The 16,266-nt window shown below is 33.6% G+C and carries 11 protein-coding genes; 9 read left to right on the top strand and 2 right to left on the bottom strand.

Annotated elements, in window-relative coordinates:
- Nucleotides 1-21: 21 nt before the first annotated feature.
- The 4 genes from ruvB to IAI56_RS07065 all read left to right on the top strand — a co-directional run bounded on the left by ruvB (nucleotide 22) and on the right by IAI56_RS07065 (nucleotide 2,703).
- On the top strand, nucleotides 22-1,044 hold the full coding sequence (gene ruvB / locus IAI56_RS07080; RefSeq protein ID WP_169524736.1) for a Holliday junction branch migration DNA helicase RuvB: 1,023 nt from the start codon (nucleotides 22-24) through the stop codon (nucleotides 1,042-1,044).
- Nucleotides 1,045-1,076: 32 nt separating this feature from the next.
- Nucleotides 1,077-1,445 (top strand): four helix bundle protein, encoded by a 369-nt coding sequence (locus IAI56_RS07075; RefSeq protein WP_187657206.1) that lies wholly within the window; start codon nucleotides 1,077-1,079, stop codon nucleotides 1,443-1,445.
- 26 nt (nucleotides 1,446-1,471) lie between these two features.
- Nucleotides 1,472-2,392 carry a tRNA epoxyqueuosine(34) reductase QueG gene (gene queG / locus IAI56_RS07070; protein ID WP_187657224.1) on the top strand — a complete coding sequence of 307 codons (921 nt, stop codon included), beginning with the start codon at nucleotides 1,472-1,474 and terminating at the stop codon, nucleotides 2,390-2,392.
- Nucleotides 2,393-2,478: 86 nt separating this feature from the next.
- The gene (locus IAI56_RS07065) at nucleotides 2,479-2,703 is read left to right on the top strand and encodes a hypothetical protein (RefSeq protein WP_187657205.1); all 225 of its coding nucleotides are present in this window, start codon (nucleotides 2,479-2,481) and stop codon (nucleotides 2,701-2,703) included.
- Between the two features lie 203 nt (nucleotides 2,704-2,906).
- On the opposite strand, the gene IAI56_RS07060 is transcribed toward IAI56_RS07065, so the two are convergent.
- Complete coding sequence (locus IAI56_RS07060) at nucleotides 2,907-3,638, bottom strand: hypothetical protein (protein ID WP_187657204.1); 732 nt, start codon at nucleotides 3,636-3,638, stop codon at nucleotides 2,907-2,909.
- 850 nt (nucleotides 3,639-4,488) lie between these two features.
- Here IAI56_RS07060 and IAI56_RS07055 point away from each other — a divergent pair.
- The 4 genes from IAI56_RS07055 (at nucleotide 4,489) to IAI56_RS07040 (ending at nucleotide 13,798) form a co-directional block, all read left to right on the top strand.
- Nucleotides 4,489-6,231, top strand: a complete 1,743-nt coding sequence (locus IAI56_RS07055) for a T9SS type A sorting domain-containing protein (RefSeq protein ID WP_187657203.1) — start codon at nucleotides 4,489-4,491, stop codon at nucleotides 6,229-6,231.
- Between the two features lie 71 nt (nucleotides 6,232-6,302).
- Nucleotides 6,303-9,773, top strand: coding sequence for an RHS repeat domain-containing protein (locus IAI56_RS07050; RefSeq protein WP_187657202.1), 3,471 nt, complete (start codon nucleotides 6,303-6,305; stop codon nucleotides 9,771-9,773).
- 6 nt (nucleotides 9,774-9,779) lie between these two features.
- Nucleotides 9,780-13,376: a DUF6443 domain-containing protein gene (locus IAI56_RS07045; RefSeq protein ID WP_187657201.1), complete on the top strand. Its 3,597-nt coding sequence runs from the start codon at nucleotides 9,780-9,782 to the stop codon at nucleotides 13,374-13,376.
- Nucleotides 13,377-13,381: 5 nt separating this feature from the next.
- Entirely contained in the window at nucleotides 13,382-13,798 is a 417-nt protein-coding gene (locus IAI56_RS07040) for a hypothetical protein (protein ID WP_187657200.1), read from the top strand.
- A 17-nt stretch (nucleotides 13,799-13,815) separates the two neighbouring features.
- Here the strand turns inward: IAI56_RS07040 and IAI56_RS07035 are convergent, their stop codons facing one another.
- Complete coding sequence (locus tag IAI56_RS07035) at nucleotides 13,816-14,178, bottom strand: helix-turn-helix domain-containing protein (protein WP_187657199.1); 363 nt, start codon at nucleotides 14,176-14,178, stop codon at nucleotides 13,816-13,818.
- Nucleotides 14,179-14,325: 147 nt separating this feature from the next.
- Here IAI56_RS07035 and IAI56_RS07030 point away from each other — a divergent pair.
- A partial coding sequence (locus IAI56_RS07030; protein ID WP_187657198.1) for a CHC2 zinc finger domain-containing protein occupies nucleotides 14,326-16,266 on the top strand: 1,941 nt, incomplete at its 3' end.

The raw sequence follows: 16,266 nt of genomic DNA, 5'->3' as shown, positions 1-16,266 counted from the left end.
ACTTTATCCTATATTTGTAGTATGAACGAAAATCTTAACCCAACGAATGCCAATTTTAATCCAGAAGAGCTTGACTTAGAAAAAAAGTTAAGACCATTATCTTTTGATGATTTTACTGGTCAAGAACAAGTACTTGAAAATTTAAAAGTATTCGTTGAAGCAGCTAATCTTAGAAGTGAAGCATTAGATCATACCTTATTTCATGGTCCGCCAGGTTTAGGTAAAACTACATTAGCTAATATTTTGGCAAATGAACTTGGTGTTGGAATTAAAATAACTTCTGGACCAGTTTTAGATAAACCCGGAGATTTAGCTGGTCTTCTGACAAATCTTGAGGAACGAGATGTTCTTTTTATAGACGAAATTCATCGTTTAAGTCCTGTTGTTGAAGAATATTTGTATTCGGCAATGGAAGACTTCAAAATAGATATTATGATTGAGTCTGGACCAAATGCACGAACGGTTCAAATTAATCTAAATCCGTTTACCTTAGTTGGAGCAACAACTCGTTCAGGATTGTTAACAGCACCAATGCGAGCGCGTTTTGGAATTCAAAGTAGATTACAATATTACAACACCGAATTGTTGACTACAATAGTTCAGCGAAGCTCAGCAATTTTAAAAATGCCAATCACAATGGAAGCCGCCATCGAAATTGCTGGAAGAAGTCGTGGAACACCACGTATTGCTAACGCATTGCTTCGAAGAGTGCGTGATTTTGCACAGATTAAAGGAAATGGTAAAATTGACATTGAAATTGCTAAATTCTCTCTTAAAGCATTACATGTTGATGCACATGGTTTGGACGAAATGGATAATAAAATCCTAACAACCATAATCGATAAATTTAAAGGCGGACCAGTTGGTCTTTCTACGCTTGCAACAGCTGTTTCTGAAAGTGGTGAAACTATTGAGGAAGTCTATGAACCGTTTTTGATACAAGAAGGTTTTATCATCAGAACTCCACGTGGAAGAGAAGTTACTGAAAAGGCATATAAGCATCTTGGGAGAATTAAAGGATTTAATCAGGGGGAACTTTTTTAATTTAGAATTCAGAAATTAGAATTTAGAAATCTATGTTGCATCAAGATAAAGATTTAAAGAATAGAACGAAGCAATTTACAATTGGGATATTCAATTTTGCTGAGAGTTTGGACTATTCAATAGTTAAAAAGGTAGTTGTAAATCAAATTACAAAGTCAGGTTCATCCGTTGGAGCAAATTATCGTTCAGCATGTAGAGGTAGAAGTGATGCTGAATTTTTGTCAAAAATGAACATTGTTTTAGAAGAAGCTGATGAAACCTTGTTTTGGTTAGAGATAATTGAAGAAATGAATTGGAAAAATAATGATGAATTGCAACGATTGCTGAAAGAAGCGAACGAGTTAACAGCAATTTTTGTTACAATCATTAAGAATACAAAAAATAGAATCAATATCAAGTAGTTTATTAACGTTCTAAATTCTAATTTCTGAATTCTAAATTAAAATATACTTCATTCATAAAAGCCGAAGCCAAACGCCTCGGTTTTCTTTCTTGTGGTATTTCTAAAGCGGGTTTTCTGGAAGATGATGCGCCAAGATTGGAGAAATGGTTAAATCAAAATCATCATGGCAAAATGGATTACATGACTGATTATTTTGATAAACGATTGGATCCAACCTTATTGGTTCCTGATTCTAAGAGTGTGATTTCATTATTGCTGAATTATTATCCGCCAGATTTTCAAAATGCAGACAGTTATAAGATTTCAAAATATGCCTACGGAAAGGATTACCATTCTGTTTTAAAGAAGAAGTTAAAGAAATTGTTACGAGCTATTCGAACTGAAATTGGTGATGTTTCTGGTCGTGCTTTTATGGATTTTGCGCCGGTTATGGAAAAATCTTGGGCAGCAAAAAGTGGTTTGGGTTGGATAGGTAAAAACGCTAACTTAATTACTCAAAAAACGGGTTCATTTTATTTTATTGCGGAATTAATTTTGGATTTAGAACTTGAATATGATAATCCTACAACCGACCATTGTGGTTCGTGTACGGCTTGTATCGATGCATGTCCAACTGAAGCTATTGTTGCGCCTTATGTTGTTGATGGAAGCAAATGTATTTCTTATTATACCATCGAGCTTAAAGAAAATATTCCGCAGGAGATGAAAGGAAAACTAGACGATTGGATGTTTGGTTGCGATGTTTGTCAAGATGTTTGTCCGTGGAATCGTTTTTCTAAAGCGCATAGCGAACCTTTGTTTACACCTTATCCTGAATTGTTGTCTTATTCTAAAAAAGATTGGGAAGAAATAACCGAAGAAACTTTTGCTAAAGTATTCACTAATTCGCCTCTAAAAAGGACTAAATTGGAAGGATTGAAACGTAATATTAATTTTTTGAAGTAGTTTTTTTTGTTACTGGTAAGTTGAGTAACGATGATATAAATGGCTTAGGGTATTTTAAAAATCAATTAGATTCTATTTGAAATTCAGTGACAGGTTTTGAAACCGCAGCAGCTATTGTTAGAATTGCAGTAGCGAGTTTTGAAACCGCGGTGGTTAACTTTGGAATTGCAGTAGTAAGTTTTAAAACCGCAGTAGCTTACTTTAGAATTGCAGTTGTAAGTTTTAAAACCGCAGTAGCTATTTTCAGAATAGCAGTAGTAAGTTTTGAAATGGTAGTAGCTTACTGTAGAATAGTAACTGTGATTTTTTAAATAGTTGTTGCTATATTTTAAAAATTGTTTAAAATGTAGTAGTTATTTATAGTTTATTTTATAAATGTATTTTGGAAAGTTTACAAAGAGCTTTTTTCTTTGCTAATTACCATTGTGGTATTATTATTCAACAGTATTTTATATCAGAAATAATATAGCTTAAAAAAAACCACTGTTAAGTGGTTTTTTATAGTTGGTGATTTTTACTCTGGTTTTATTTCTTTGAATTCTAATCCGCTTATTTGAGCGAATTGAGGTGAGTTGACGCCAAACTTTCCGCGAATGTATTTTTTGAAATCTCTAGCTACATTTAATAGGCAGTCTTCATCTTGATAAAACCTTTTATTGCGAAGAATGCGAAGATTTTCAAGTGTGTTGCTTTCTGTTGCGTTTTTTTCGTTGGCTTGGAGCAGCCTAGTGGCTTTAGCGGTTAACCCAACAATGCTTACCTCTTCTTCTAAAGGACTGTATTTGTCGTCTTGTTCTAGTAAGTTTATTAAAGAGCGAAAGTTTTCGTATAGACTGTCATAGCTTTGACGGGAAACAGAAATGTTATTCATAGGTTGGTCTGGGTTTTCTGTTTGCTTCTTTTTATTTACACGAACTCCTTGGATTTTTGCATTGATGGCTTTTGCATCTTCAATTAATTTAAAATCGACATTAGTTGAACTCATCGTATTAATAATTTTGGTAGCAAGGGGTTTTACATCTTGAAAAACTAGTTGGCGTTCATCAATTGCTATTGATAGCGTATTGGCTTGGTCTTTTACATCTTGATGAAGGTTTGTCATTTCTGTGACAAGTGCCTCAAGAAATGGAAGTTGTAATGTTTCTTTTTGTGGTGTGTACTCTGTACCTAATCCATTTGCGAATGTTTTTAGTGCTTTTAGGTTTACCACATTTTTGTAATGACCTGTTTCTGATTGTGAACTCATGATTTTTTGAATTATTAATTGTTTGTGAACTATTTCACGAATAAACAATTATCAAAATGTTTGCCATATTTTTAAGAAATTATTTAATTTTTTGTTAAATTTTATAAATTTTCTGTTTTGTTGCGAATTGTGCTGATTAGTGTAGATTTATTTTGGATAGCTGATGGGGACAAAGTTTTTTTGCCACGAATTAGCACAAATTAGCACAAATTGAATTCGCTTTGCTCATGGTTTTTTTAACCATTTAGGAATTTAAGGGCATTTAAGTTTTGTCGCTTTGCTCTTGGGTTTTAGCCACAAATTACACAGATTATCACAAATTAAATTCGGTTTACTCAAGGTTTTTTCTCGCAAAGGCGCGAAGGCGCAAAGTTTTTACTAGTAATTAAAATTTATGTTTTTAAGTTTTTTTACTAAACTGATTGGTTTAGGTTGTGAAGAAATGATAGTAGTTTAAATTTTTTTTGAAATAACAATTTTTAAAAACAGGGTAAAAACCGCAATGCAGAATTGCGGTTTTTACCCTGTTTTGGTGTTTGTATGATGTTTACTTTTGGCACAAATTGATTCTGCATTTTTGTGCATGGTGGTGTCTTAAAAATTAAGATGCCTCTTTAAGCTTTGTGTTTTGAACTAATGTATGTGGATTTTATTTGTTTTTTGTTCTACATCTGAATGTATAAAAAAATTTAGTTTGGTATAAAAAAATAGGTATTTCTACGTAGATATAATTCAAATAAAGGTTTTAGCTTGCGCCTTACAAAATGTTTACACAAAGTTAACCTGTTTAGTTAAAAAGATAAAATTTAAGTACTATTTTTAAAATTGAAATTTCTAACCACTATATTCTATGATTAAAAAGCCTTTTTATTTTGTGTTTTTTGTAACCGCAATTGCATTGCTGGTTCAAAGTAAATCCTATTCTCAAGATATTCTCTGGGAAAAAAGCTATGGCGGCAAACATGCCGAGTATTTATTTGATGTTATCCCTACGCCGGATTATGGTTTTATTTTAGCAGGAAGTTCGTTGTCGAAAAAAACTGGAAACAAGACCGAAGATAACCGAGGTGACTTGGATTATTGGGTTTGGAAAATGGATGAAAAAGGCGAATTGGACTGGCAGAAGAGTTTGGGTGGTTCGGGACAGGATATGCTTAAAGCGGTGGTGCTTACTAATGAAGGTGGTTTTTTGTTAGCGGGTTCAAGCCTTCCCAATCCAAGCCTCCCCAACCCCTCCAAAGGAGGGGCTTTTAAGAGCGATGAAGAGATGGATGGAGATTATAAAGGAACCAGAAGAGGACAATCGGATTTTTGGATTATAAAATTGAATGCCAAAGGCGGTGAAGAATGGCAAAAAACTATTGGAGGTAGTGGACAAGACGATTTGACTGCAGTTGTTCGCACTAGAGATGGTGGATTTGTTATAGGCGGTTCGAGTGCTAGCCTCCCCAACCCCTCCAAAGGAGGGGCTTTTGAACAAGCAGGCAAAAAAACGACACCTCATTATGGAGGATTGGATTATTGGATAATGAAGTTGGATAAAGATGGTAAGGTTGTTTGGCAACAAAGTTTTGGTGGAAAGTATAATGATGAACTAAGAAGCATTGCTCTAACCGAAGACGGCGGTTTTTTGCTTGGCGGAAGTTCGAACTCACCTGAAAGTGGGAATAAAACACAAAAGCATTTGGGCGAAAGTGATTATTGGATTATTAAATTAGACAAAGATGGTAATGAGCAATGGCAAAAAATTATTGGTAGTACTGGTGACGACCAGTTGTATGCTGTACACACGACCAAAGACGGACATTATCTTTTAGCAGGAAATTCCAATTCAGAGCCGGGAAATGATAAACGTAGTAGTAATGACAATGGAACTGATTTTTGGGTGGTAAAACTAGATAAAGACAATAAAGATATACTTTGGCAAGAGACGTATAACATTGCAAAAGTAGATATTTTGACCTCTGTGGTTGAGAATGATGATAGTACTATGTTGCTTTGTGGTTATGCACAGGGTGAAGTAGTTAAAGGCAAAAGCCCTTCGACTGCGCTCAGGGTGACAAATAATAGTGAAGAGAAGGTAAAAAAAGGTACAGCGGATTATGTAGTGATAAAGATTAATGCCAAGGGTGAAGAGAAATGGAGAAAAGATGTAGGTAGTGATGGTGAAGATATTTTGAAGAAAGTGGTTGAAACCAGAGATGGTGGTTATTTGATGGCAGGAACGAGTAAAAGCCCCCTAACTCCCGAAGGGGGAATAAAAGCGACTGGTGATAAAAGTAGTGGTATAGGCAGACAAGACTTTTGGGTGGTGAAGCTCAAAGACAAAAATAAGAAGAAAGAAGAAAGAGAAAAGATTGAAGCGATACCAAACCCAGCGGTGGATTATACCAATGTTATTGTGGGTTATGAATTTGAAAAGGGTACGGCTACGTTGGTGGACTTGGCAGGACATGTATTGCAGCAGTTTAAGATTACGGAACGCACTGTGCCGATAGATTTACAAGGACTACCCGAAGGAATTTATATTGTCAACATCAAGACGGACAAAGGGAATGATGGGGTGAAGATTATTAAGAGGAGAGGAAAATAGAGAAAAGAAACAAGAGAAAAGAAATTAAAGATATGAGAAAATATTTTTTAATAATAACGTTGCTAGTTTTTATGAGAGCAATAGGACAACCTGCAGGTCAAAATGTGTCAAACCCTGATTTACCAAATCTGATACCCCCATCACCTAGTGTTTCTTCTCTTATTAAGTTTGAAGAAATGCCTGTTAATTATTATACAGGGATACCTAGTATTAATGAAGAGTTAGCCAAAGTACCTGTAGATGGAAATTTGAATTTATCAATAGCTTTGGATTATCATCCAACAGGTGTTAGAATTGAAGAATATGCTTCATGGGTTGGAACTGGTTGGTCACTTAATGGAATAGGAGGATTTGTATCACGAACAACAAAAGGTGCTCCAGATGAACTTGGTGGGATACTTTCAAATAACTATTATAATTCTTCATTTGTAACAAATTTTAATCTTTTTGATCAAATAAATTATGATTCATATTATTTAGGAACTGGGAAATACAGTGATTTTGATCATGATACCATGTCTGATATTTTTCATTTTAATTTCTTTGGTGAATCTGGAAAGTTTATTTTTTCAAAAAATAGTTCAGGAGTCATTGTTCCAACATTATTAGATTGTAAATCAAATATTAAAATTCAAGTACTTCAATCTTCACAGTTAGGCATAGATTCTTTTGTGTTAACAAATGATACGGGTTATAAATTTACTTTTGATGTTAAAGAGATTTCAACAATATATACTAATAACGTTTCATCATTAAGAGGTGATGGTAACACAAGTGTTGGCGGTTCAACTATATTTTATCCAACTAGCTGGCATTTAAGTAAAGTAGAGACAAGTTCTGGAACATTGCTATGTACATTTGATTATCATCCTGATATAATTGAGTCGACAAAAACGTTTTCTTATTCCAAGAATGATGTTTATAAGCATGATATAGATATATTTGATACAAATGGGGTTTCTCCTGATCTTCATAATATGCTTCCTTTAAGTTCTTATACAGAAACAACAATTAATGTAGCATCCAAAAAAGTTTCTAGAATTTCTATCACCGGTAAAGCAGAAATTTTATTTAATATTACTCTTGGGAGAACCGACTATGAAAATAATACAGGATGTTCTTTGGAAAGTATTGTTGTTAAAGATTTTCAAGGGAATCAAACAAGTAAATTTGCTTTAGAGTATCAAACCTTTGGAATAGGAAATAGATTGTTTCTTAAAGGATTAAAGAAATACGGAAACGATAATAATTCTTTTAATCCGTATTTGTTTTTATATAAAAACCCAGACCTTTTACCGGATAAGAGATCTTATTCTAAAGATTATTGGGGCTATTTTAATAGCTATCGTAATATGGAACCTTATCCTGCTATCCCTTTTTTGGGGACTACAGGTTCAGATGCAAGAACTAATAAGAATGTTGTCAACACAGGTTCTTTAAATAAAATTATTTATCCAAATGGAGGCTATAAAAAAATTGATTTTGAGCCAAATACTTATTCAAAGACAGCCACTTTAAATAAAGAATATTATGACCAGCCTGAAAACAAGAATGTAATCAATGAAAGTATAGCGCTAAATGGAAATCCTAATCAATCTGTATCCACAAATTTTAAAATAATTTACATAGAAAACGGTGATTTTATAAATTTTAATTTAACACCTACTTTCATAAACCAAACTTGGCAAGGGACAGCAAATATAAATGCATACAGAGTCAATATAACACCTTTAATCCCTAATTATAACTTTGACCCACAGAATACTCAAATAATTCAGGATTTATCACAATATACTTTTGATGTAAACCAAAATTATGTTGACGCTATTCGTTCAAGTTATAAATTTAGTATGCAAGATTGCAGTAGTCAAAATGGAAATAGTTGTTTAAAAACTTTTTATCTAAAGGGGTTTTATTTAGTACAACTAGGATTTAACGGAGATATTCCCCAAATGAATGATATTGTAAACTACAACATCAGTTTTCAATGGTATAGATACATAGAAAATCTAAAATTTAATTATGGAGGAGGTTTACGGGTTAAATCAATAGAATACTACAATGCTATCGACGATGTTGAACCTTCTAGAAAGTTCTCCTACAATTATGATTCTTTTGAAAATACTGCAAAATCAAGTGGGGCAATTATTAATATTCCTATTCATGCCTATTATCAAAAAAGAAAATGGGCTAGCTACATATTACCTCCAAGCAATATGTTGGCAGTACGTGAAACCTACTATGTAACTACGTCTTCAAAATCAATGGTTCCTTACACTTCAACAAATGGTTCTATTGTTGGGTACAAAAATGTAAAAGTTACGGACTCTTATGAAGGGTTTAAGCGTTTTTATTATAATTCCCCCGAAGATTTTCCCGAACCCGAGCACGCTTTTTCATATCCTTATACTAATGAAGTGCCAAATCATGATTTTAAAAGAGGTTTATTATTAAAAGAAGAAGTTTTTAATTCGAATAATCAACCTGTAAAAATTACCGAGAACTCTTATGATTATAGTGAAATTAATGTATTGGGTGGATGGAATGTTTTTTTACGTCAATATAATGACTGTCATATACACAGATCTCATTTTGGAGAATTTGTAAAAGATCATACACATTATATCGCCACAGTTAATAATCCAAATACAGAATTTCAAATGCAATCTTCTTTATGTAATAATATGTACACTTTTCTTGATATTAAGGAGCAAATTTATATAAGAGGCTGGGCAAAATTAACTTCAACTTTGACTGAGGATTATTTTTACGAAGGTAGTATTCCAAAGATTGTAAGTACTAATCGATTTTATACTTATGATAATACTAATTTTAAAATTGAAACTGAGCATTTAGAAAATTCTCAGGGAGAGAATTTAACAACCAAATATTATTATCCGCCTCATCCTAATATGGCGGGCAAGCCTTTTGTTTCGCAATTGATAGCTAAGAATATAATAGGAGTTCCTTTGGTTACCGAAGGTTATCGTAATGCAGAAAAGCTTTCCACTCAAGAAACGGTCTATAAGGATTGGGATATGAGTAGTAATACACTTCTTTTGCCCGAAATCATTAAGACATCTAAAGGAACGGCAACACTAGAGGAACGAATAAAATATAATGTTGTAGATGTAACTAACGGAAACCCATTAGAAGTCCAAAATGAGAACGGCATGAAGATAAGCTACATTTGGGGTTATAATAAAACCCAGCCGGTGGCTAAGTTGGAAAACATAGCGTATTCGAGTATACCTGCCTCGTTAATTACAGCCATTCAATCGGCTACAGATTCGCCAACTGGTACTGAGCAAGATGTTTTGAATGCTTTGAGCGATTTATATAATAGCTCCGATGCTAATTTACAAAAAGCCATGATTACCACACTTACCTACATACCCTTAGTAGGTGTAAGCACGATAACCGACCCAAAAAGACAACTTACCCGATATGAGTATGATTCTTTTAATCGTTTGATTCGGGTTTCGGATGCAGAGGGCAATCCATTGACTGAGACGGAATATCATTATAGAAATCAAAACTAAAACAAGATGAAGAAAATAGTATATTTAGCCGTAGCATTGTTGCCAGTTTTAGTTTTAGGGCAAAGTTCTGGTCAGAATTATGTAAAGACAACCGTTTATACCCAAGAGTTAGGGGAAGGAAAACGCGAGAGTATTACCTATTTTGACGGACTAGGAAGGCCAATACAGCAAATAGCCAGTAAGCAAGCTGGAACGGGAGAAGATTTAATAACCCATATTGAGTATGATGCTTTTGGGAGACAAGTAAAAGAGTTTCTTCCAATGGTAGGAACAGTGGTTGACCTAAAATACCAATCTATTACCGATGCTGATGTTATTTCGTTTTACAGTAGTTTGAGTGCACCATCGCAGGAGCAAACGTTTTATCCCTATAGTGAGAAGGAATTTGAGTCTTCTCCACTCCAACGGGTTTTAAAACAAGCAGCTCCTGGTGAAGCATGGCGTATGGGCAATGGTCACGAAATCAAGTTTGAGTATCAAACGAATACTGATGAAGAAGTCTTTTTGTTTAAGGCTGAAACCAATTGGAGCCCTACCTTGGGGCTTTATGATATTAGCTTGAACAAAGTGAGTTATTATGCTAAATCGGCATTGTATAAAACCATTACTAAAGATGAGAATTGGGTAAGTGGAAAAAATCATACTACAGAAGAGTTTAAAGATAAAGAAGGACGCGTAGTACTGAAGCGAACCTATGAAGAAAACAAAGCCCACGATACCTACTATGTTTATGATGCTTATGGTAATTTAACCTATGTAGTACCGCCTTTAGTAGATGCTAAATTGGCAGTAACTGCCGATATTTTGAACAGTTTGTGTTATCAATACAAGTATGACCACAGAAACCGATTGGTGGAAAAGAAACTACCCGGTAAGCAATGGGAGTTTATAGTGTATAACAATCAAGATATGGTGGTAGCTACAGGACCAGCGTTGCATCCGATGGGTGGAACAGCTACCGTTTGGTTGATAAGCAAGTATGACATCTTTGGACGAGTGGTTTATTCTGGATGGTCAACCCAAAAGCCAAGAACAAGTCAAGGCAGAAAACAACTTGTGGATGAAATGACCACGGATTGGTCAGAACAGCGCACGAGCAATACAACTACGCTAAATGGAGTTGCTATGAATTATACCCATTCTACATTGCCTAGTGTAGAGCATTTGCTAACCATCACCTATTATGATGATTATAACTATGCTGGTGCGCCGACATCGTTTGAACGAGTAGAAGATCAAGTGCTGCTTGAGCAGGCAAAGTCTTTGACTACAGGTACATGGACTAGAGTATTAACTAGAGAAGATGAGACCTATGGAGAACTTGCCTATCAGTTGTATGACCTTAAGTCACGAGTTGTTCGTTCGTATAAGCAAGGAGGTATTCATGATGGATTTACACAAATAGATACAAAGTTGGATTTTGTAGGCAAACCACTTTATACTGTTACTACACACAAAAGAAAAAATGCAGACGATTTACTAACCGTTAGAGATGAATATGAGTACAACGAACAAGACCGTTTGGTTGTTCATCTTCACAAGATAAATGGAGAACAGGTTCGATTATTAGCCAAAAATGAGTATGATAATTTAGGTCAATTGATGAATAAGCGTGTTGGTGGTGAAGATGTTACCAACTTTGAAGGATTGCAAAAAGTAGATTACAATTATAACATTCGTGGCTGGTTGCGAAGTATTAATAATGTGTCCAGCTTGGACGAGCATGGTGATGCATTAGATTTATTTGCCTTCAAGATTAATTACAATCAAGTAGAAAATAACATCGATTATGAAGGCCAGGCATTGTATAATGGTAACATATCGGAAACCTACTGGCGTACTGGGAGTGATGACATCAAGCGCAAGTATGGTTACAAATATGATGCTTTAAACCGATTGACGGAAGCTATCTATCAAAAGCCAAATGAGACGGTTCCTGTTACCAATAGTTACAACGAGAGTTTGAGTTATGATAAGAATGGAAACATCATTAGTTTGGTTCGAAACGGTGAATTTGATGATGCGAACTATGCTCTGGAAATTGATAATTTGACTTATACCTACGACTCAAATAAACGAAACCAGTTGATGAACCTAGTGGATGGTAGCAATAATCCAAACGGGTTTAAAGATGATACTAATCCTCATAATAATAATGATTATGATTATGATGCCAATGGAAACATGATACAAGACAACAACAAAGGCATAAGAGAAATTATTTATAATCATTTGAATTTGCCTACCAAAATAACGTTTGTAAATCAATCTAGAATTGAATATCTTTACAATGCGACGGGACAAAAGATTAAAAAGATTGTTTATCCTCAAACGGGTAGCGTTGTAGAAACGGAATATTTGGATGGTTTTCAATACAGTAAAGCGAACGATACTACCGCAGTGGTGTTGGATTTCTTTCCTCATGCGGAAGGTTATGTGAAAGTATCGGGAGAAAGCACAGATTATGATTATAGTTATGTGTATAACTATTTGGATCATTTGGGGAATGTTAGGTTGAGTTATGGAACAGAGCCAAACGGAGATGTGGTAAAGATATTGGAGGAGAATAATTATTATCCTTTTGGGATGAAACACAACAACTATAATGTTGATAAACTCCAATATGAAAAGTATGGTAGTGAATTGTCCATAGAGTATTGTACTAATTGTAGTTATAAGTATAAGTTTCAAGGAACCGAACGCCAAGACGAGTTGGGGCTTAATTGGGATAGTTATAAGTATAGAAATTATGATATGGCTATTGGACGTTTTATGTCGATAGATCCTCTTACAGAAGAATATCATACTTGGTCGCCTTATGTATTTAGTGGTAATAGGGTTGTTGATAGTAGAGAACTTGAAGGACTAGAACCTGTAAATGTTACAAAAAACACAAAAATGTTAATCATTACTGTAAATGGTTCAGCAGGCGGTATCAATGGAGATAAAATATCAGGAAATAATACTTTAGTTAAGAATTTACCCGAAGGATATCGAAACAACGATGATGGTTTATCAATGCTTGGACAAAAAGGATGGGATGTTCTTAATTCAGAAATTGTTAATTATGCGGGTTCTGAGGGTGGTATTACAGCAGATCACATTGCTCAAACAATAGCTAATTATAGAGAAACTAATCCAGATGGTAAAGTTGCTATTGTTGGTCATAGTTTGGGAGGTAAAGATGCATTAGATGCTGCAAATCTCGTTAATGGTAATGATAAAATAAAAAACAAAACCATTGATTTATTAATTACAATGGAAGCTGCAACAAGGACAGGTCCTACATCTGCAGAGGGTTATAGTACCGAAGTTGGTAGTAATGTCAAAAACTTAGTTAATTTTACTTCTGCATCAAATAGTTACTCGGGCAGTGGTGGAACTGCAGGAAGTGGTACAAATGTTTTAAATGTGTCATTACCGTCGGGAACTACTCATACCAATATGGATAATACTATTACTAAATATTTACCTTTGATACTTCATCAAACAAATGGAGGTAGAAGCCCAATTAATGTAATAAACGGGATAGATTTTAACAAGGCAAAAATTTTAAATAATGGAGATATAAAACCAAACGCAACTGGAGGTTCGTCATATTAGAAATTATGAAAATATATATTAACAAAATACTAGTTTCTTTATTAATAGTGTCGTTTTTGTTTATTCAAATAGGATATAACAGCGCTCCATCAGGTTCAATATTTAGTGCTTTTGTAGTATTAATTAAAGAGGGAATTAAGAATGGTTTTGATTTTGATAATTTTAATCTAAAAACTAATTATAGTTATTATTTTGTTGAATTTTTGTTGGTAGGTGTTGTTTTAATTATAGCAACAATACAAAGAAATACAAGGATAATGATACTTGCATTAATAATATTTGTTTTTATGTGGTTTATGTGGTTTAAAATGCTACAATCAATAATCAATAGTAACCTTTATTTGATAACATCTATTCCATTTTTAATTATTAGTATAACTTTAATTTTAAGATTATTAATAACTAAAAAAGTATCTTTTTAAAGGTAATATTTGTTAACTTAAGAAGAAGTATTTAAGGCGTTTGAAAGTGTATCTTTCAGACGCTTTTTGCTTATTGCCATATCAATAATATTATAGATTGATTTTTTTTCTACTTCGTCCAGTTGGTCTAAAAGGCGAAGTTTTTCTACAATACTTTTATCAAATGAATTTATATCAATAGGTTCATCATCATTAAAGAACTCAACTACTCTAACTTCTAAAGCTTCTGCAATTTTTTCTAGCGAAGACAAAGTAGGTTCTACTTTACCACTTTCTATACGGCTGTACTGTGCTTGGTCAATTCCAATAGTAATAGCTATCTCTTTTTGTGATAATCCTTTATTAGTTCTAGCGGTTTTTATTTTGTCTGCTATATTCATAACAATAATGATTTAAACTACAACAAAAGTAATATTTTATGTTTTCAAACACAATATGTTAAAAAATATAAATATCAATATATGATTATAAACACATATTCAATATATTTGCAATATGATTTAAAATACAAAAAAATATTTTAACCTATGGAAATAGCACAAATAAAACAAAACCTACCACTAGCAAACGTACTGCAACACTACAATTTAAAGCAAGATAAAAACAATATGCTCCGTTGTCCGTTCCACGAAGATAGTACAGCGAGTTTACAAGTAAGTTTTAGCCAAAATAAATACAAGTGCCACGGATGCGATAAAAAAGGCGATGTTATCCAATTTGTTCAAGATTATGAAAAGTTAACCAAACACGAAGCATTAAAAAAATGTACGGCAATGATAGAAACAATGCAACCAATCCAAAAAGCAATTACAACCATACAAACGACAAATCCAGTAAACGAACAGGAAAGAATACTTTTTCTTGAAAAGATGTTTTTAAGTTTTAGAAAAGGATTGTTATGTAGTGATCCAGCCAAAGAATATTGCAGTAGTAGAAATTTAGATTTTGATAAATTAGAGGTTGGTTTTAATAGTGGGCAGTTCCATCACGGAGCAAGAAAAGACGAAAAGTTAATCAATGATTGTTTAAATTATGGATTACTAACCTTGGCAGGAACTAACTCAAGAACAGGCGGACAAGCGTATAAACCTTTTGGCAATAAATCAATATTATTCCCATTAAAAAACAAAGAAAACCAAATCGTTAGCTTTTATTTTAGATCTACAATTAATAACGAAAACTCAAAACATTTTTATCTAAAGAATAGACAAGGATTATATCCAAATTATCCAAACCCGGACACAAAGAAATTACTTCTTACTGAAGCTATAATCGACACGGCTAGTTTATTACAAATCGATGAAATAAAAGACAATTACACACTATTAACCTGTTATGGAACTAATGGACTAAATGAAGAAATACTAAACGCTCTAAAACTCTTAAAACAGTTAGAAGAAATCATTTTCTTTTTTGATGGAGATAAAGCAGGAAACGAAGCCGTTACCAAATACGCTGAAATCTTGCGAGAGTTACACCCAAAAGCCAAAATAAGCCAAGTAGAAACGCACGTAAACGAAGATATAAACAGTTTAATCCAAGGACACGAAAGCGAAATTTTAATCCACCTAATCGAGCAAAGAAAGGAAATAGTATTTTCTTTTTCAATTGAAGAAGATATAAAAGTTGAGCCAAAACAGGAAGTACAAAAAATTACTCCAGAACCAAAACCAAAACAACCCAATTTAGAAAACACAATAGACTTTTTAAAACAAGATAATCTACTACAAGAACTTAATAAATTGATAGAACAAAGCGGAATAGTTGGAGAAGCAAACAGCCGATTATTACTATTTATCATTGCATCAAGCTACAAAACCAAAAGCCCATTACACGCCATCGTGCAAGGTAGTAGCGGAAGTGGAAAAACACACCTTATCAGTAAAATAGCCGATATCATACCACAAGAAGACGTACTTCGATTTACAAGAATTACAGAAAGTAGTTTATATAATTGGGGCGAATACGAGCTTGTAAATAAGTTATTAATCATTGAAGATTTAGACGGATTAAAAGAAGAAGCAATGTTTGCAATGCGTGAGTTAATCAGTAATCAAAGATTAAGCAGCAGCGTATCAATTAAGGATAAAAAGGGAAATATCAAGAGTACCAAAAAAGAAGTAAAAGGAGTTTTTAGCAGTTTATCAGCCACCACCAAAGGAGAAATCTACGAAGACAATATGAGTAGAAGTTTTTTATTAGCGGTAGATGAAAGCCAGTACCAAACAGACAAAATAATTAATTATCAAAACAAGCGTATAGCAGGAGAAATAAACGAAAAAGACCAAGAGAAAGCCAAAGAACTATTACAAAAAATAATCAGAGCTTTAAAAGTTGAAGAAGTACAAAATCCGTATGCCACACAAATACAATTACCTGAAAACGTACACAAAAAACGACGATTAAACGAAATGTTCCAAAGCATTATAAAACAAATTACCATTATAAACCAATACCAGCGGAGAGCC

Source organism: Flavobacterium macrobrachii (assembly GCF_014486675.1).
GTDB lineage: Bacteria > Bacteroidota > Bacteroidia > Flavobacteriales > Flavobacteriaceae > Flavobacterium > Flavobacterium macrobrachii.
Note: the sequence above shows the minus strand (reverse complement) of the source record. Positions and strands in the feature narration are given on the sequence as shown.